Below are 18,116 nucleotides of genomic sequence, written 5' to 3' on the forward strand. Positions count from 1 at the left end.
TGTGGGAGCGGGCTTGCTCGCGAAGGCGTCAGATCAGACGCCCGAGGACTACTTCTCGAAACCGCTCGAAGGAAACACATCACTCCCGCGCCAGCGCCGCACCGAACGCTGGAAGAACAGGCTGTTCGGCACTTGCACCATGGCGCTGCCCGTCCCGAGCTCCTCGGCTTCGATCAACGTGGTGTAGAGCAGATTGATCGCCACCACCCGGCCCTTGACGCCCGGCTTGTCGGTGGTGTCCACCAACTCGACCACATCGCCGAGGCGGAACGGGCCGACGGTGAAGATCAGGATCGCGCAGAGCAGGTTCGACAGCACACTCCACATGGCGAAGAACGCCACCGCCGCCACCGCGACGAAACCCGACAGCGCCGTCCACAACACCGTGGCCGATACGCCGAGGCGCTCCAGCACAAAGATCAGCGCGCTGCCCATGATCAGCCAGCGCAGACCGCCCCGCAGGGGCATCAGCAACTGCGGCGGAAACGGATAGCGCTCGCCCAGGCGGGTGAGGAATCGAGCGACGACACGTTGAGCGAAGTAGCCGGCCAGCAGGATCAGCAGAATCTGCACGCCGAGCCAGATCGGTTCGACCCACACCGCCGGCAGCGGCAGCTTGAACGCTTCCATCAGGACAGCGCCTCCAGCTCCGCCTGCATGCTTTCCAGCGTTTCGAGTGCCTCCATCCACGCTTCTTCCAGCTCGGCTTCGCGCACTTTCAGCTTGGCCTGCTCTGCCAGCAGATCACGCAATTCGTTCTTGCGCGCCGGCTCGTAGATGTCGCTGTCGCCGAGGCTGGCATCGACCTTGGCGAGTTTCTCGTGGAGCTTGCCCAGTTCGGCTTCGAGCTTGTCGGCTTCACGCTTGTGCGGCGCCAGTTGCTGACGCAACGCGGCAGCCGCCTGGCGCTGGGCCTTCTTGTCGGTCTTGTCCGGGTTGACCGGGGTGTTGCTGACCGGCGCATTGCGTTGACGATATTCCACCAGCCAGCGCGCGTAATCTTCAAGGTCGCCATCGAACTCTTCTACCTTGCCGTCAGCGACCAGGTAGAAGTTGTCGGTGGTGCTCTTGAGCAAGTGCCGATCGTGAGACACCACCAATACCGCGCCGCTGAATTCCTGCAGCGCCATGGTCAGCGCCAGGCGCATTTCCAGGTCGAGGTGGTTGGTCGGTTCGTCGAGCAGCAACAGGTTCGGCCGTTCCCAGGCGATCAATGCCAGCGCCAGACGCGCTTTCTCGCCACCGGAGAAATTCAGCACTGGCTCGTCAATGCGTGCGCCACGGAAATCGAAACCGCCGAGGAAGTCGCGCAGGGTCTGCTCGCGTTCGGTCGGCGCCAGACGCTGCAAGTGCAGCAGCGGGCTGGCCTTGGCATCCAGCGAGTCGAGCTGATGCTGGGCGAAATAGCCAACCACGGTGTTTTCGCCACGGGTCAGGCGCCCGGCCAGCGGTTCAAGCTCGCCGGCGAGGTTCTTGATCAGGGTCGATTTACCGGCACCGTTCGGCCCGAGCAGACCGATCCGCGCACCCGGGGTCAGTTGCAGCTTGACCTTCTCCAGGATGGTTTTGTCGCCGTAACCCAGGCGCGCATCGGACAGGTCGATCAGTGGACTGGAGATCTTGGTCGATTCGCGGAACACGAAGTCGAACGGTGAATCGACGTGGGCCGCCGACAGCTCTTCCATGCGCTCCAGGGCCTTGATCCGGCTCTGCGCCTGACGGGCCTTGGTGGCCTGAGCCTTGAAGCGGGCGATGTAGCTTTCCATGTGCGCACGTTGCGCCTGCTGCTTCTCGTAGGCCTGTTGCTGCTGGGCCAGACGTTCGGCACGGGCGCGTTCGAACGCGGTGTAGCCGCCACGATAGAGGGTCAGTTTGCGCTGATCGACATGCGCCACGTGATCGACCACTTCATCGAGGAAGTCGCGATCGTGGGAAATCAGCAGCAGGGTGCCCGGGTAGCTTTTCAGCCACTCTTCGAGCCAGATGATCGCGTCGAGATCCAGGTGGTTGGTCGGTTCGTCGAGCAGCAACAGGTCCGACGGACACATCAAGGCCTGCGCCAGGTTCAGACGCATCCGCCAGCCACCGGAGAAATCTCCTACCTGACGATCCATCTGTTCATTGGTGAAACCGAGACCGGCCAGCAACTTGCGCGCCCGCGCATCGGCGGTATAGCCGTCGGCGCTGTCGAGTTCGGCGTGCAGACGGGCCAGAGCCGTGCCATCGTGGGCCGCTTCGGCGGCGGCGAGGTCACGTTGCACTTCGCGTAGACGCAGGTCGCCATCGAGCACATAGTCGACCGCCAGGCGTTCGAGGGTGTCGACCTCCTGGCGCATGTGCGCGATTCGCCAGTCGGCCGGCAGCAGGCAATCGCCCGAGTCCGGGTGCAACTCGCCGCGCAGCAAGGCAAACAGGCTGGATTTGCCGGCGCCGTTGGCACCGATGAGGCCGGCTTTGTGGCCGGCGTGCAGGGTCAGCTCGGCGTCTTCTAGCAGACGTTGCGGGCCACGCTGTAAAGTCAGGTTCTGAAGTCGGATCATAATGGCGGCGGAGTCTACCAGCTTCGCTCACAACTGGCGCGAGTAGCACGATGTCCTCTGACCTGTGGAGCTTTTCCCTTGCCACCTACGCCCGACCGGGCGTGGAACCTGCCTGCCTGCAACTGCAAGCGGCGGGGGCCAATGTCTGCCTGCTGCTGTGCGGTCTGTGGTTGGAACAACGTGGCGTGGCCTGCGACGAACAACGCCTGGAGCAGTTGAAAACGCTGGTGGGGCCTTGGGATGCGGAGGTGGTGCAGCCACTGCGTGCATTGCGCACTCAATGGAAAACCCTGGCCGAGGAAGATCCGGTACTCAAGGGTCTGCGAGAACAAATGAAAGCATTGGAGCTGGAAGCCGAACGGCATCTGCTGTGGCAACTGGAACAGGTTGCGCAGGACTGGCCGCACGATGAAGTATCAGCGTCCGGGCAATGGCTGGAGAGCCTGGCGGGATCGACCGCCAGCCCGAACCGCGACGCGCTGCAAGTGCTGCGCGTCGCGGCAACCGGCACTTAGGAAGCGCTGGTCGGGTTGCTGCTGACACTCGACGCAGCGGCTGGCGTTGGCGCCGTCGTGGTGGTCGAGGTAGAAGCGGCTGGAGCAGATGCAGCGGCCGGCGCCGGAGCGGCTGGCTTGGCAGCCGGTGCAGTCGCCGGTTTGGCGGCAGCGGGTTTGGCAGCGGCCGGTTTTTTCGCGGCAGGTTTTGCAGCTGGCTTGGCGGCTGGTTTAGCGGCTACCGGTTTGGCAGCAGGCTTGGCTGCAGCGGTCGCAGGTTTTGCTGCTGCAGGTTTGGCAGCGGTTTTAGCGGCAGGCTTGGCCGCTGGTTTGGCAGCAACCTTGGCAGCAGGTTTTGCCGCGACCGGTTTGGCCGCAGTCTTGACTGCCGGTTTTGCCGCAGCGGTTTTCGCGGCAGGTTTGGCAGCCGGTTTTACCGCTACTTTGGCAGCTGGTTTAGCAGCAGCGGTTTTTGCCGGAGCGACTTTGCGCGCAGCAGGTTTTGCTGCTGGCTTGGCAGCCGGTTTGGCCGCTGCAGGTTTGGCAGCGGCAGTACGTGCGGCCGGTTTCGCAGCGCTCGCCGCAGCCGGTTTTTTCACTGCGGTTTTTGCAGCAGGTTTGGCGGCGGTTTTAGCCGGTGCCTTGGCTGCTGGTTTGGCTGCCGGTTTTGCCGCAGCGGTTTTCGCCGAGGCTTTCGCCGCAGCAGGTTTGGCTGCCGCTTTTTTCGCAGGCGCTGCTGTTGGTTTGGCAGCGCGGGAGGACAGCGCCTTGCCAGCGGCCTCTTGCACCCGGCCGACACCTTGAGCCAGTTTCAGGCTTTCCTGGGCATCGCGCTTGAGTTGCAGAATGTAGCCGCGAGTGTCGGACTGACGATCCTTCAGCGCATCGAGCAGGTCTTCGAGTTCTTTGACGGCAGCCTTGGCCTTGTTCTGCGCCTTGGCTTTACCGGCAGCGGCTGCGTCCTGCAATTTGGTACGGGACTTGTGCAGTTTTTCTTGCGCCTTGCCGCGTTGCTTTTCCAGTTTGGCGAGCAGTTTTTCAGCATCAGCCAAGGCTTGGGAGCAAGCGTTTTCCAAATGCTCGAGCAGGCTGCCCGAGAGTTGTTGGAGTAAGTGCAACGGAGTGTTTACAGGCTTCTTGGTGGCCGACATGGTTTACCTCCTGGCTGACGTGAGTGCGGCTCATACTAGACCTCTGCAGTTACCGCCGCTAGGTCATCTTGACAGTAACGAAACCGTTGCGTTGCAACGAAGCGAAAATGTTCTGCACAAAGACAAAAGCAGTTCACCGTTGCAGACCTTCGCGCTGGCATAATCGCCCGCATCTCAGGACGGAGAGTGCCCATGTCGCGCTACCTTTTTTTATCCCTCTGGATGATTTTTTCCGCCGCCCACGCCGAGGAAAAAACCACCGCGAACGATGCTCACGATCTGGCTTACAGCCTCGGCGCAAGCCTCGGTGAACGCTTGCGCCAAGAGGTGCCGCAATTGCAGATTCAGGCATTGGTCGACGGTTTGCAGCAGGCCTATCAAGGCAAGCCACTGGCACTGAGCGAAGCACGGATCGAGCAGATCCTCGCCGATCATGAATCGCAAAACGCCGAGCACTCATCGCTGCCGTCGAGCGACGCCGCGATGGAAAACGAACAACGTTTTCTCACCGCCGAAAAGGCCAAGCCAGGCGTGAAGGAACTGGCCGACGGCATTCTGCTGACCGAACTGACGCCGGGCACTGGCCCCAAGGCCGGTCTGGATGGAAAAGTCCAGGTGTTGTATGTCGGTCGCCTGCCGGATGGCACCGTGTTCGATCAGAACACTCAGCCACAATGGTTCAGCCTCGACAGCGTGATTGCCGGGTGGCGTACTGCGTTGCAGAACATGCCGGTGGGTGCCAAGTGGCGACTGGTGATTCCATCGGATCAGGCCTACGGCGCTGACGGTGCGGGCGATCTGATTGCGCCGTTTACCCCGCTGGTGTTTGAGGTCGAGCTGCGGGGCGCAACGAGCTGATCGCACCCAGCACGCAGGCATAAAAAAACGCGGTGCGCTTTCGACGCACCGCGTTTTTTTGTATGCGAGAAACGAATCAAGCCTGAACCGGATCTTCCTGCTTGTGTGCCGTGTGCAGCACTTCAATCAGGCAGTCTTCCAGTTCGAAGCGTTCGTGCAGCAGGCCACCCAGCTCCTTGAACTTCTCGGCGACGCATTTGCCTTCATCGCAAAGGTCGTTGAACGCGAGGAGTTTTTCGGTGATGACGTCGATTCGCGGATAGAGCGTTTCGGCAAGTTCGAGGCCGCGCTTGTCGTTGAAGGCCTTGGCTTCACCGGTCAGCTGTTCGTAGATCTCGAAGTGCCCGGCCGACACGTAATCGACCAGCACGCCACAGAACTCCTGCAGAGGCTTGCGGCTCTCGGACAAGGCCTGAGGTTGCGCACCCAGCTTGTCGTAGGCACCGATCAGTTCTTCACGCTCCTGCAACCAGCGGTCGATCAGCAGATGAACTCCACCCCAGCGTTCCTGAGCATTCTGACAACTTTCGAGCATGGCGATCTCTCTTCCCTTGTGGGTCATGCTGCTCTACACCCGCGCCCCTCTTCTGGCTGTTATCGCTTGGGGGCCGACCGGGCAGAGCGTCATCGAGCAACATAAATCCAATGACACGTGCGGGCCAGATTATGCCCGCACGCCTATGGCTTCAAGGTACGCAGGAGATAAAGTTCATACAAGTGTTTAATCCCTGACCAGCGTGCGGTGCGACGCTTCGCCGCTGAGCGGTCGCTGCAGAGCGCTCCAGACCAGCCGCAGCAATTGATAGACCGCCAGGATCGACATCGCCACAAAGAACAGCAGGCTCCATTCCGGGATGCTCAAATCGAACAGCGTCCAGGAAATTTCTGCGCAATCTACACCGCCTCTAAGCATCCGCAACGTTGCACACAACCACGGCAGGTTGCTGAACAACGCTTCGGCATCAGGCGCGCACCTCGTCATCTGCATCAACGGGTCACTCTGCAACAACACCTGTCGCCAGGCCGCCGTCGTCCCGCCCAGGCTCAGGCCAAGCGCGGCGACCCAGTACAGCGACAGGCCGACACGCCGTGGGCCGTGGACCGCCGCCAACCCGCAACAGAACGTCAGCAACGCCATGAAAAACCTTTGCGCCAGGCACAGGCTGCAGGGCGTCAGCCCGACCGCATACTCGAGATAATAGGAAGCTCCCAGGGCCATGGCCCCTGCAGTGAAAGCCGTGAAAAACAAGGAGCGTGAACAGGCCAACGACATGGCTTTTCCGTAACAGTGGAGACAGGCAGTTACGGTAGAGGAAAGCTTGTCAGCCTTTCAAGGCGGGGCCTTGGCGACAGTTCACCAGAAGTGTAGGGAAAACCCGACAGGTGCGAGAGGAATAGGTGTAGTCCGTTGTAGGACTTTGCCCAAGACGCCCGCCACAGGTAATTTTTCGCTCACTGAACGTTAACGAGGGAGCATGCTCCCTCGCGATATCAGGCGTGAACCGGCACCGGCAACGGCGCGGCCAGCAGACGCTCATCCAGCAATCCGAGACCCTCCTGGAACAGCTGGTTACTGCGCTCGGTGTCACCCAGTTGCGCAAGCAGACGTGCCAGCTCGGCGCAGGCTTCCGGGTTACGCTGCACTCGCAGACTGCTTTCCAGGTAATCCCGTGCCTTGCCCCACAAGCTGGCTTGCAGACAGAGACGACCGAGGGTCAGCAACAGGCTCGGATCCGCTGGATGCTCCTTGAGCCAGCCTTCAGCGGCCTGCAACTGACGCGCCGGATCGCTGCCGCGCACCAGGCCATACTGACGCGCGAGATGGCTGTCGTACTTGCGCTTGAGGGCGCTGCGCAGGATTTCTTCAGCTTCGACCTGAGCACCCAACTGACGCAATTGCTCGGCGTATGCCAGCACCAGCGCCGGCTCCTGACGCTGCGCGGAGGTCAACTGCTCCCAGGCACGAGTGAGTGACTGCAGACCGACCTTGCCGTCCTCGTCCCGATGCGCCGCCAGGGACAGGTTGTTACCCCAGGCACGCCGCTCCAGTTCAGCCAGTTCGGCCGCAGGCAAAGCCTTGTCCTTGCGCAGCTCCGGCAACAGGCGAATCACCGCCGACCAGTCGCCGCGCTGCTGATGCAGACGCTGCAACTGACGCAGGGTCTGCACGTTATGCGGATGCCGTTCGTGCATCGCCTGCAGGGTCACCAGAGCGCCGTCGGTGTCACCACGATCGGTCTGCAACTGCGCATGGCTCAAGGCAATCGCCAATTCGGCCTGCGGCTGGCGCTCCAGCGCACGTTCAAGCAACTGATCACACTCTTCGTACTTGCCTTGTTCGTTGGCCGCGCGTGCCGCGCCGAGGTAATACAACAGCGGCTGGCGCTCGGCCTCGGCGGCGCGAGACAGATGACGTTGCGCGCTGGCCCAGCGACCTTCGGCCAGATCCAGCTGCCCGTGTTCGATGGCCACCTGCACCCGCCGGCTGCGGTTGCGGCGCGACCACGGATTGACCACGCCACTGGAGGCCATGACCAGCTCGACCAAGGCCTTGATCCCCCAGATCAGCAGCCACAACACCGCGATCAGGCCCAGCGTGGCCCACAGACTGGCCTCGTAGCGGAAGCTCTTGTAGGCAATCAACACGTACCCGGAGTGTTCGGCAATCGCCAGGCCCAGTGCCGCCGTCGCAGCGATCACCAGAAACACGATCACATACAGGCGTTTCATGGCGTGGTCTCCTGCGCGGTGTTGGCGGCAGGTTTGGCGAACGGTTTGACCGACTCTTCAGCGTTGACGTTACGGCGCTCCAGATAAGCCTGCACCGCACTCAGCGTGCCGGTCAGGTCCGGCGTCTTGACGGTGACCGGTTGCTGGCTCAGCTCGGCAACCTGTTCAAGCATGATTTTGCTCTGCGGATTGTCCGGATTGAAATTGCCCTTGAGCACGTCCCGCGCTTCGGTCAGTGCCTGGGTGTAGACCGGCGCCTGGCCATTGAGCGCAGCCCACTGCGCCTGCTCCAGCGCGAGACTCAGGGCCAGACGCACCTGACTCAGGCTCTGCCCGGCCAGCAGTGGCTTCACATTCTTGTCGGCATTGAAATCGATGCGGATGTAACGCGACACCTGATCCCACCACTGCGCCCAGCGACTGGCGCCATCGCCGTCAGCGGTCAGGCCCAGCAGCGATTCGCCGCGATCCTTGTACTCAGGCGCCAGCTCGGTCAGTTCGATGACCTGATCACGCAAGGCACCAATGCGCAGGAACAGACCGGTGCGATCCGGCTGCTCGGTGCTGCGCAGCGCGACGAGGGTTTTCGCCACTTGCTCGCGGGCGGCGAACGAGCCGGGATCGTTCTGCTCACGCAGAATTTCGTCGGCACCCTGCACCAGCGCCTGGGCGCTGCTGATGTCCTGCAAGGCCGACAGACGCAGGCTGGCCAGACGCAGCAGATGCTCGGCCTCGGCCAGACGCCAATCCTTGCGGCTGGCGCCGAGAACGGTTTCCAGACGCTGATTGAGGCGCTGCTGATCCCCCTGCAATTGCGTCACCAGACGCTGACGTTCGGCGAGTTCATCGGCACCGGGCAATTGCGCGAGGCGCTCGGTCAGACGCTGTTCGTTGAGTTTGAGGCTCTGCGCCTGATCGTTCAACGCCTGCACCTGATCCGACTGCTGTGCGGTGTTGCTCTGCAGGTGACGCACCTGCCAGACACCCCAGCCACCGATCGCCACGCCGGCAGCGCCGAGCAACAGGGCGACAATGGCCAGTCCGTTGCCTCGGCGCGGCTCTTTGGCCGGCGGTGGAGTTTCAACCTGGGCATCGATCACAGGCTGGACATCATCTTTAGGCAAGGCTGTTTCGCTCACGTATCCATCCTTTGCATTAGAGAACGGGCACGGGATGCTCCCGTAACGCCGTCAGCAAAGCCGCGGCATTCGCGCCGCGGCAATCCACAACTGTTCGGGCCCCGGCGGCATGTGCCAGCTCGGCAACCCTTGGGCTTGGCACAAACAACGGCAACTGCGCAATTGAAGGCCAGGCATCGCCGGCCATCTGGCGCAAGTGCTCGAAACCCTGTCCACTGCTGACCACCAGCCCGTTCAAGCGTTCCGCTGCAATGCGCCGCGGCAGCTCTTGCGGCGGGTAGGCCGGCAGGTCACGCCGATACAACTCCAGATACTCGACACTAGCACCAAGCGCGCGCAGGCGCTCGGCGAGCAGCTCGCGGCCACCCTCGCCACGCAGGATCAGCACCTGCGCGCCGGGCTCGGTGACCGCCTCGCGCAGACGCGACAATTGCAGCAGGGCTTCACTGTCATCGCCGTCGGCGGGAAAGTGTACGTCGAGACCGTGATCGCGAAGAATCTGCGCGGTCGCCGCACCGACGCTGAACCACGGCATCGACAGCGACTGAAGCCCATGAGCGTCCAGCAGATCAAGCGCAATCCGCGCCGCCGGCTTGCTGACCACGATGACCGCGCTGCAACCCGGCAGCTGCGCCAGCGCCTGACGTATCTTGTCAGAGACCGGCAGCGGCGCGATGTCCAGAAGCGGCAGGCAACTGCTGAAAATCCCCTGTCCGGCCAACTCCGCGGCCAGCGCCGCACAGTCATCCGCAGGGCGCGTCAGCAGCAGGCGCCAGCCAGTCACTCGTGACCTGCCTCGCCATACACCGCTTTGAGAATGTCGTCGGCACCCTGACTGAGCAACGCTTCAGCGACCTGCACGCCCAACGCTTCGGCATTGGCACGCGGCGCACGCGCTTCGGCGCTGAGCAGCTTGCCGCCGCTCGGCTCGCCCACCAGACCACGCAGCCACAGCTGCTCACCTTCGAGCACGGCGTAGCAGGCAATCGGCACCTGGCAGCCGCCATTCAGATGTTTGTTGAGGGCACGTTCAGCGGTCACACGCGAAGCGGTATCGGCGTGATGCAACGGTGCGAGCAAGGCGTGGATTTGCGTGTCGGCGCTGCGGCACTCGATGCCGACGGCGCCCTGACCACCGGCCGGCAGACTGTCATCGACACTGATGGCCGAGGTGATACGGTCTTCAAAACCGAGACGGATCAGGCCGGCCGCCGCGAGGATGATCGCGTCGTACTCGCCGGCATCGAGCTTGGCCAGACGAGTGTTGACGTTACCGCGCAGGAAGCGGATTTCCAGATCAGGACGACGGGTCAGCAACTGCGCCTGACGCCGCAGGCTAGAGGTGCCGACGATGGCGCCGGCAGGCAGCGCATCCAGGCTGGCGTAAGTATTGGAAACGAAAGCATCGCGCGGGTCTTCGCGTTCGCAGATACAGAACAGGCCAAGGCCTTCGGGGAAGTCCATCGGCACGTCTTTCATCGAATGCACGGCGATGTCGGCTTCGTTTTCCAGCAGCGCGGTTTCCAGCTCCTTGACGAACAGACCCTTGCCGCCGATTTTCGACAGCGGCGAGTCGAGTAGCTTGTCGCCGCGACTGACCATGGGCACCAGCGTCACCAGCAGACCCGGATGGGCCGCTTCCAGACGGGCTTTGACGTATTCGGCCTGCCAGAGGGCCAGCGCACTTTTACGGGTGGCGATGCGGATTTCGCGAGAGGACATGGATCAATCCGTACTGAATAGATACGGCGGATAATAACAGCTCAGCCAAATCCACTTTGACTTGAATCAGAAACGGCGTGGCCTCCCTGGCCTGCAATGCCCGGTAGAAGAAAGTGCAACCGCGCGCGAAGGCCGGGTCAGAGGCCCTGCATCATCTTGCGCACACCGGCCACATGCCGACGGCTGACGATCAGCGCGTCACCATTGAGGCCTTTGAGGAACAGCTGGAAATGCCCCAGCGGTGTGCGTTGCAGACGCTCGATGCGGTCACGGGCGACCAGCGCGTTGCGGTGGATACGCACGAAACGCTCGCCGAATTCGTCTTCAAGGGCCTTGAGCGGCTCGTCCAGCAGCACTTCGCCGCTCTCATGGCGCAAGGTCACGTATTTGTGATCGGCAATGAAATAGACCACCTGATCCAGCGGGATCAGCTCGATGCCTTTGCGGGTACGGGCGCTGATATGACTGCGCGGGCCGTTACCGCTTTCGGCGGCGGGACGGGTCAGGGCCGAGAGTTGCGCCCGGTTGGGACGTTCAGCCCGTTTCAGGGCGTCATGCAGATGTTCGGTTCGCACGGGTTTCACCACATAGCCCACGGCGCTGGCCTGCAGGGCTTCCACGGCAAATTCATCGGGGCCGGTGCAAAACACCACGGCCGGCGGCGTTTCGCGCTCGCACAGACGGGCAGCGACCTGCAGGCCATCAAGGCCCGGCATGCGGATATCGAGCAGCACGATATCCGGCTTGTGGCTGTCGATCAGCGCCAACGCCTCTTCGCCATTCGTGGCGCTGGGCTCCAGGACTGTATAACCCTCGAGCTCGCTTACCATTCGGCTTAGGCGCTCGCGAGCCAGTGGTTCGTCATCAACGATCAGGACATTCATATTGCGCTGGATTCCTGCGTGAGTCTCGCACAAGGATAGCGTAGACAGGTGAAGTGACGTCCGTCACCGCGATCCACGCTAAGACTAGCCCGAGCGCCAAAAAGTGCCGTACGTCGGCCAGCAATATTTGCCAGTGTCCGGGTCGTACTGCTCAAAGCCCGCTGTTTCCTGCGTTTTTCACGGGGTATGCCAAAGGACAAAACCACCCACCCCCTCTTCTTATAGTCGGCGTCCGGACCTTTGTGCGATCCGCAGTCGCGCCGACCCTTATGTCCAACTGTAGACGCTTGCCGGGCCGATATTGCTCAATCGAAAAATATCCTTGCGCAAATCCCCCGCAGACGGCGCCGACTATGAATGAGCAGATGAGAAAAAAACGTATCGACCGGTGTCAGCGACAGGATTGGCAACCCTGTTATTATCCGCGCCAGCGTTTCACGCCTTCTTTCTTCAAGCCGATACGAGCGAATTCATGAGCACTGACAAGACCAATCAGTCCTGGGGCGGCCGCTTCAGTGAACCCGTCGACGCCTTCGTCGCCCGCTTCACCGCCTCCGTCACCTTCGACCAGCGCCTGTATCGCCACGACATCATGGGCTCGATCGCCCACGCCACCATGCTGGCCAAGGTCGGCGTGCTGACCGATGCCGAGCGCGACAGCATCATCGACGGCCTGAAGACCATTCAGAGCGAAATCGAAGCCGGCCAGTTCGACTGGCGCGTCGACCTCGAAGACGTGCACATGAACATCGAAGCGCGCCTGACCGATCGCATCGGCATCACTGGCAAGAAACTGCACACCGGGCGCAGCCGCAACGACCAGGTCGCCACCGACATCCGTCTGTGGCTGCGCGACGAGATCGACCTGATCCTGGCCGAGATCACCCGCCTGCAAAAAGGTCTGCTGGAGCAGGCCGAGCGCGAAGCCGCCAGCATCATGCCCGGCTTCACTCACCTGCAAACTGCTCAGCCAGTGACCTTCGGGCATCACATGCTGGCGTGGTTCGAAATGCTCAGCCGCGACTACGAGCGTCTGGTCGACTGCCGCAAGCGCACCAACCGCATGCCGCTGGGCAGCGCCGCGCTGGCCGGTACCACCTACCCGATCGATCGCGAATACACCGCGCAACTGCTGGGCTTCGACGCCGTGGGCGGCAACTCGCTGGACAACGTTTCCGATCGCGACTTCGCCATCGAATTCTGCTCGGCCGCCAGCATCGCGATGATGCACCTGTCGCGTTTTTCCGAAGAGCTGGTGCTGTGGACCAGCGCGCAGTTCCAGTTCATCGATCTGCCGGACCGCTTCTGCACCGGCAGCTCGATCATGCCGCAAAAGAAAAACCCGGACGTGCCGGAACTGGTTCGCGGCAAGACCGGCCGCGTGTTCGGCGCCCTGATGGGCCTGCTGACCCTGATGAAAGGCCAGCCTCTGGCCTACAACAAGGACAACCAGGAAGACAAAGAGCCGCTGTTCGACGCCGCCGACACCCTGCGCGACTCGCTGCGGGCGTTTGCCGACATGATCCCGGCGATCAAGCCGAAACACGCGATCATGCGCGAAGCGGCCCTGCGTGGTTTCTCCACCGCCACCGACCTGGCGGACTACCTGGTGCGCCGTGGCCTGCCGTTCCGTGACTGCCACGAAATCGTCGGTCACGCGGTGAAGTACGGCGTCGACACCGGCAAGGATCTGGCCGAGATGAGCCTGGAAGAACTGCGTCAGTTCAGCGACCAGATCGAGCAGGACGTGTTCGCCGTGCTGACCCTGGAAGGCTCGGTGAATGCCCGTGACCATATCGGCGGGACTGCGCCGGCGCAGGTCAAGGCAGCGGTGGTTCGCGGTCAGGCCCTCATCGCCAGCCGCTAAAGGTCAAAAGCTTCGCGAGCAAGCCCGCTCCCACATTTGGATTGATGTTGAACACAACATTGTGACCAACGAAATCCCCAGTGGGAGCGGGCTTGCTCGCGAATGCGTCCTTCAGAACGCCAAAAAACTTACTTCTTGGCAGCGATCATCGCCAAAAACGCCGGCATCGCCGCCTCTTTGTCCGCTGCAATCTTCTGCACGTGCGGATTCTGCTCAAGCCGCTCCAGCAGCGCCTTGGCTTTCGGCATCTCTGCCAGCAAATCGATCCCGAACAGTTTCTGCCCGACCGCACACGCCAGCGGCACGCTGTACAGGAAATACAAATCCGCGATGCTCAAACTGTCGCCCGCCACGTACGGGGCGAATTTGCCGTGGCGGCCCAGTGCCGCGAAACCCAGCAGCAGCTCGGCTTTGGTTTTCTCCTTGATCGCCTCCGGCACCGGCGAGCCGAAGAACGCTTCGCCATAACAGGCGCGGCCCGGCAGTTCGATGTACAACTCGATTTCCTTGGCGATCGCCAGCACCTGCGCCCGCTCGAATGGATCGCTCGGCAGCAGCGGCGTGCCCTTCTGGGTCTGCTCGAGGTATTCAAGGATGATCGCGGTTTCGTTAATAAATCCGGCATCGACGCCGAGTACCGGTACTTTGCCGCGCGGGCTGATCGCCAGCGATTGCAGGGTCGGCGTCGGGTAGAACGTCACCTCTTCGAACGCCAGGCCCTTTTCCAGCAGCGCCAGCTTGACCATGTTGTAGTAGTTGCTGACAGCGAATCCGTAGAGCTTGAACATCACATAGCCTCCAGGCCGTGCGGGGTGGGCAGTCACTGTTTATAGATCGCCGGGCGTGATCCTGCCAGCAGCATCACGCCGCTGAATGCGGGTAAACTGGCGCCTTTCCTTGAGGAGCCTGCCATGAGCGAGCCGACTGACATCGACAATGATGAAGAAGAGTTCACCGAATCGACGCTGATCGAAGCGATCGAGAACCAGATCGAAAGCGACAACCCGCCAGCGGCCAAGGCAACCTTCAACAAGCTGACGCTGGTCGGTTACGAGCGTGATGACATCCTGAATCTGATGGCCCACGTGCTGGCCTACGAAATCGACGCGATGCTCGACGAAGACCGCGCGTTCAATACCGAGTGGTATGAAACCGCGCTGCGTGCGTTGCCAGAGTTGCCACCGGAAAAGCAGTAACAACACATTTCCCCTGTGGGAGCGGGCTTGCTCGCGAAGGCGGTGGATCAATCACCAACAGGGCGACTGACCCGACGCCTTCGCGAGCAAGCCCGCTCCCACAAGGTTTGTAACGTATCCATCCAGCCATCTCTCCGGCCCCTACTACACTGGAATCCGCCTCAAGACAAAATCCCTGATCTGAGCACTGGACATGCCGCAAAAGCGGGTTCACCTTAGGGACGCTGTCGTCCAATTCCTAGAAAGTCTGGAGTCCTTATGTCGCTTACCCCTGAGCTGGTTGCCGAACTGGAAGTCCTCGCACTCTTTCCCCTGGACAGTTCCCAGGAAGGTTTGAAAATTCATCAGACCGCTGCCCCGAAACATATCGCCGCCGCCAAACGCCTCTTCGAGAAAGACCTCACCGACCAGCCCGATGGCGGGTATCTGACCAGCCTGGGTCGTGATGCCGCGCAAAATGTGCAAACCGTGCTGACCATTCTGAGAGAACAGGAAACCGCCTGATTTTTCCCGTCTTCGCCCACGGGAACTCCTGCCACGGGATTTCCGCGGGCCCGCTTGATCGCTCACCGTTAAAAATCTGACGTCAAAAAACAAATTCAGCTTAAAAGTCCCGCTGCTCAAAGGCTAAACTGCCTCCCATTCCGAGACCCTCTTCGTCCGAGCCTGCGAGCCGGTTTGAGCTGACATGACGCGCACCCATGAAATCCGCCCCGACCTGGACGAAGGCATCGACCGCAAGGTGCTCAGCCAGCTGCGCGCGCGCTTTCTCAAGCTCAATGAGGGTCGCCTTGGCCGGGCGCTCGAAGGTCTGTCGAGCCGCCAGCAAGGCGTGCTGACCCTGCTGCCACTGTTCTTCCACGTCAATCACCCGCTGTTGCCGGGCTATGTCTCCGGCAGTACGCCAGCCGGGCTTTCCAACTATGAACCGGACGCCAGCGCCCTCACCGAAGCGCAGCGCCTGACCCGCTCGTTCTCCTACAAGCCGCGCCATGGCAGCAACCCGCCTCGGCCGATTCACGGACTGTTTCTGATGGGCAGCCTCGGCACCCTGGCCCAGGCCGATCAGAGCGACATGGACGTGTGGGTTTGCCACGCACCGGACCTGAGCGAAAACGAACTCGCCGAGCTGCGCAAAAAATGCCAGCTCCTCGAAGCCTGGGCCGCGACCCAAGGCGCCGAGGCGCACTTCTTTCTGATCGACCCGGTGCGTTTCGTCAAAGGCGAACGCGACACCCAGCTCAGCTCCGAAAACTGCGGCAGCACGCAGCACTATCTGTTGCTGGACGAGTTTTATCGCACCGCGATCTGGCTGGCCGGGCGCACACCGATCTGGTGGCTGGTGCCGGTCTACGAAGAAAGCGCTTACGACCTGTACACCCACACTCTGCTGTCCAAGCGTTTCATTCGCGCCGACGAGACGCTTGATCTCGGGCATCTGGCGACAATTCCGCCGGGCGAGTTCATCGGTGCCGGCCTGTGGCAGTTGTTCAAGGGCATCGAATCGCCCTACAAGTCGGTGCTCAAGCTGTTGCTGACCGAGGTCTACGCCAGCGAACACCCGCAAGTGCAGTGCCTGAGCCTGCGCTACAAGCAGGCCGTGTTCGCCAATCAGCTGGATCTGGATGAGCTGGATCCGTACATGGTGGTGTACCGACGCATCGAGGAATACCTCTGCGCCCGCAACGAGCCGGAGCGTCTGGAGCTGGTGCGGCGCGCGCTGTACCTCAAGGTCAACCGCAAGCTCACCGGCAACAGCCGCACCCAAAGCTGGCAGCGTTCGCTGCTGGAGCGCCTGGCGCACGAATGGCATTGGGATCAGCGGCAACTGGCCTTGCTCGACAGCCGCAGCCAGTGGAAAGTCCGCCAGGTCAGTGCCGAACGCCGCGCCCTGGTCAATGAGCTGAATTACAGCTACCGCTTCCTGACCCAGTTCGCCCGCACCGAACAGACCGTCAGCCTGATCAACAAGCGCGACCTGAACGTGCTCGGTCGTCGCTTGTACGCCGCGTTCGAACGCAAGGCCGACAAGGTCGAATTCATCAATCCCGGCATCGCCCCGGATCTGGCCGAAGACACCCTGACGCTGGTGCAATCGCCGAACAAAAAAGAGCCCGGGCAAACCCAGTGGGGTTTGTACAACGGTAGCCTGAACGCGCTGGAGTGGGAGCACTTCGCGCCGATCAAGCGCAGCCGCGAGTTGCTCGAACTGCTGACCTGGTGCCACCGCAACGGTGTGATCGACAGCAGCACACGACTGGCGCTGCACCCCGGCACCAGCGATATGAGCGAGTTCGAGCTGTTCAACCTGCTCGGCAGCCTGCAGCAGTGCATCGCCCTGCCCCTGCCGACCGTTGCCGAAGAACGACTGCTGCGCGCTGCGGTGCCGAGCGAAGTGCTGATGCTGGTCAACGTCGGTGTCGATCCGCTCAAGCACCACCGCGACCTGAACATCCTGATGACCACCGAGCGTACTGACTCGCTGAGTTACGCCGGGGTGCGCGAAAACCTTGTGCTGACCCTCGATCAGGTCACGCTCAACAGCTGGAATGAAGTGCTGGTCAACCGTTTCGACGGCCCCCACGCGCTGCTCGATTGCCTGCGCGACTACCTCAACAATCTGCCGCGCGGCCCGCAGCAGCCGTCATTGAAAGTGCGCTGCTTCTGCCACAACCGCGCGCAGTTCATTGCCCGGCGCGTGGAAGAAGTCATCGACACCGCGCAGACCCTGCTGCTCAGCGAGCTCAATCACCGATACCTGATTCAGGTGCAACAGCACTATCACGTGCTGGAGCTGGTGCCGGGCCAAGTCAATCACGTAGCCCTCGCGACATTGCCGGCGCTGCTCGATTATCTGGGCGAAGAACAGCCGCGCTACAGCCCGCTGCACCTGGACCCGATGGCGCTGGAGGATCACGACCTCGCGTTGATCCTGCCGATGGGTCAGCCGGAATCGATTCAGGTGTTCTACCGGATCAGCGAACAACAGGCCGAGCTGTACGTGCTGGATGAGTTCAACGCGCTGTGGCAACAGCATCTGCCGTATCACGATGAACAGAGCCTGCTGGTACCGCTGCAGCGCTTCCTGCAATCGATCCAGTACCGACGCGAAGCGCTGTTGCCGATGGATGGCAGCCCGGCGGTCGGCCTCGACACCTTGTATTACCAGCTATTGCCTTCCGGCCCCGGGCGGGCGCGCCGGGTCGAACCACGACCGGCGCCGCAGACACCGGTCAACAAACCGTTCTACGACGTGCAGGCGATCGTCGGCAAAGCCGCACCGGGCGAGGTGCAGGTCACCTTGTATTGCAATCAACGGGAATTCAGCGAGCTGGAATATGGCGACCAGCTGTTCCATGTGGTCGCCCGGGAGATCGTCGAGCAGCGCCGCGAGACCGAGCGCTATCGCTGCTACATCACCGACCTGGACCTCTCGGGCCTGCTCGGTGATGGTCAGAGTTCAAGCAATTTGTATCTGCGCTACAAGGCCGACCTGGAGCGCGCCCTGAACGAGGCGCTCGAACAGGTCTGAGGC

At 61.8% G+C, this 18,116-nt stretch carries 17 protein-coding genes; 6 read left to right on the plus strand and 11 right to left on the minus strand.

The window, feature by feature from the left end:
* Nucleotides 1-48: 48 nt before the first annotated feature.
* Both J1G18_RS01860 and J1G18_RS01865 read right to left on the minus strand, forming a co-directional pair.
* Nucleotides 49-630 (minus strand): mechanosensitive ion channel family protein, encoded by a 582-nt coding sequence (locus tag J1G18_RS01860; protein WP_098966213.1) that lies wholly within the window; start codon nt 628-630, stop codon nt 49-51.
* On the minus strand, nt 630-2,540 hold the full coding sequence (locus tag J1G18_RS01865) for an ATP-binding cassette domain-containing protein (RefSeq protein ID WP_003229372.1): 1,911 nt from the start codon (nt 2,538-2,540) through the stop codon (nt 630-632). Before J1G18_RS01865 ends, J1G18_RS01860 begins: the two co-directional genes overlap by 1 nt.
* Nucleotides 2,541-2,590: 50 nt before the next feature.
* On the opposite strand from J1G18_RS01865, the gene J1G18_RS01870 reads away from it, so the two are divergent.
* Nucleotides 2,591-3,055 (plus strand): TIGR02444 family protein, encoded by a 465-nt coding sequence (locus J1G18_RS01870; protein ID WP_223007008.1) that lies wholly within the window; start codon nt 2,591-2,593, stop codon nt 3,053-3,055.
* On the opposite strand, the gene J1G18_RS01875 is transcribed toward J1G18_RS01870, so the two are convergent.
* Entirely contained in the window at nt 3,052-4,185 is a 1,134-nt protein-coding gene (locus tag J1G18_RS01875; protein WP_223007009.1) for an AlgP family protein, read from the minus strand. The genes J1G18_RS01870 and J1G18_RS01875 overlap by 4 nt on opposite strands.
* A 192-nt stretch (nt 4,186-4,377) precedes the next feature.
* Between J1G18_RS01875 and J1G18_RS01880 the strand changes: the two genes are divergently transcribed.
* Nucleotides 4,378-5,043, plus strand: coding sequence for an FKBP-type peptidyl-prolyl cis-trans isomerase (locus J1G18_RS01880; RefSeq protein ID WP_223007010.1), 666 nt, complete (start codon nt 4,378-4,380; stop codon nt 5,041-5,043).
* A 76-nt stretch (nt 5,044-5,119) separates the two neighbouring features.
* Here the strand turns inward: J1G18_RS01880 and rsd are convergent, their stop codons facing one another.
* The 7 genes from rsd to J1G18_RS01915 form a co-directional block, all read right to left on the minus strand.
* Nucleotides 5,120-5,578, minus strand: a complete 459-nt coding sequence (gene rsd / locus J1G18_RS01885; RefSeq protein WP_103483669.1) for a sigma D regulator — start codon at nt 5,576-5,578, stop codon at nt 5,120-5,122.
* 186 nt (nt 5,579-5,764) lie between these two features.
* The gene (locus J1G18_RS01890) at nt 5,765-6,316 is read right to left on the minus strand and encodes a disulfide bond formation protein B (RefSeq protein WP_095137655.1); all 552 of its coding nucleotides are present in this window, start codon (nt 6,314-6,316) and stop codon (nt 5,765-5,767) included.
* 218 nt (nt 6,317-6,534) lie between these two features.
* A complete protein-coding gene (locus tag J1G18_RS01895; protein ID WP_098966222.1) occupies nt 6,535-7,773 on the minus strand; it encodes a heme biosynthesis protein HemY in 1,239 nt (412 codons plus the stop codon).
* Nucleotides 7,770-8,912, minus strand: a complete 1,143-nt coding sequence (locus J1G18_RS01900; RefSeq protein WP_134784943.1) for a uroporphyrinogen-III C-methyltransferase — start codon at nt 8,910-8,912, stop codon at nt 7,770-7,772. The genes J1G18_RS01895 and J1G18_RS01900 overlap by 4 nt, the downstream gene beginning before the upstream one ends.
* A 16-nt stretch (nt 8,913-8,928) precedes the next feature.
* The gene (locus J1G18_RS01905; RefSeq protein WP_223007011.1) at nt 8,929-9,696 is read right to left on the minus strand and encodes a uroporphyrinogen-III synthase; all 768 of its coding nucleotides are present in this window, start codon (nt 9,694-9,696) and stop codon (nt 8,929-8,931) included.
* Nucleotides 9,693-10,634, minus strand: a complete 942-nt coding sequence (gene hemC / locus J1G18_RS01910; protein ID WP_135296820.1) for a hydroxymethylbilane synthase — start codon at nt 10,632-10,634, stop codon at nt 9,693-9,695. The genes J1G18_RS01905 and hemC overlap by 4 nt, the downstream gene beginning before the upstream one ends.
* A 137-nt stretch (nt 10,635-10,771) precedes the next feature.
* On the minus strand, nt 10,772-11,518 hold the full coding sequence (locus tag J1G18_RS01915) for a LytR/AlgR family response regulator transcription factor (protein WP_003229385.1): 747 nt from the start codon (nt 11,516-11,518) through the stop codon (nt 10,772-10,774).
* Between the two features lie 472 nt (nt 11,519-11,990).
* Here J1G18_RS01915 and argH point away from each other — a divergent pair, with 472 nt between their 5' ends.
* On the plus strand, nt 11,991-13,385 hold the full coding sequence (argH, locus tag J1G18_RS01920; protein ID WP_223007012.1) for an argininosuccinate lyase: 1,395 nt from the start codon (nt 11,991-11,993) through the stop codon (nt 13,383-13,385).
* 128 nt (nt 13,386-13,513) lie between these two features.
* Here the strand turns inward: argH and J1G18_RS01925 are convergent, their stop codons facing one another.
* Nucleotides 13,514-14,173: a glutathione S-transferase family protein gene (locus J1G18_RS01925; protein WP_223007013.1), complete on the minus strand. Its 660-nt coding sequence runs from the start codon at nt 14,171-14,173 to the stop codon at nt 13,514-13,516.
* Between the two features lie 123 nt (nt 14,174-14,296).
* On the opposite strand from J1G18_RS01925, the gene J1G18_RS01930 reads away from it, so the two are divergent.
* The 3 genes from J1G18_RS01930 (at nt 14,297) to J1G18_RS01940 (ending at nt 18,113) form a co-directional block, all read left to right on the plus strand.
* Nucleotides 14,297-14,581: a hypothetical protein gene (locus tag J1G18_RS01930; protein WP_027610447.1), complete on the plus strand. Its 285-nt coding sequence runs from the start codon at nt 14,297-14,299 to the stop codon at nt 14,579-14,581.
* A 258-nt stretch (nt 14,582-14,839) separates the two neighbouring features.
* Nucleotides 14,840-15,085, plus strand: a complete 246-nt coding sequence (locus J1G18_RS01935) for a TIGR02647 family protein (protein ID WP_027610446.1) — start codon at nt 14,840-14,842, stop codon at nt 15,083-15,085.
* A 184-nt stretch (nt 15,086-15,269) separates the two neighbouring features.
* Nucleotides 15,270-18,113, plus strand: coding sequence for a class I adenylate cyclase (locus J1G18_RS01940; RefSeq protein WP_223007014.1), 2,844 nt, complete (start codon nt 15,270-15,272; stop codon nt 18,111-18,113).
* Nucleotides 18,114-18,116 lie beyond the last annotated feature (3 nt).

The sequence above is a fragment of the Pseudomonas sp. MIS38 genome, from assembly GCF_019891575.1.
GTDB lineage: Bacteria > Pseudomonadota > Gammaproteobacteria > Pseudomonadales > Pseudomonadaceae > Aquipseudomonas > Aquipseudomonas putida_A.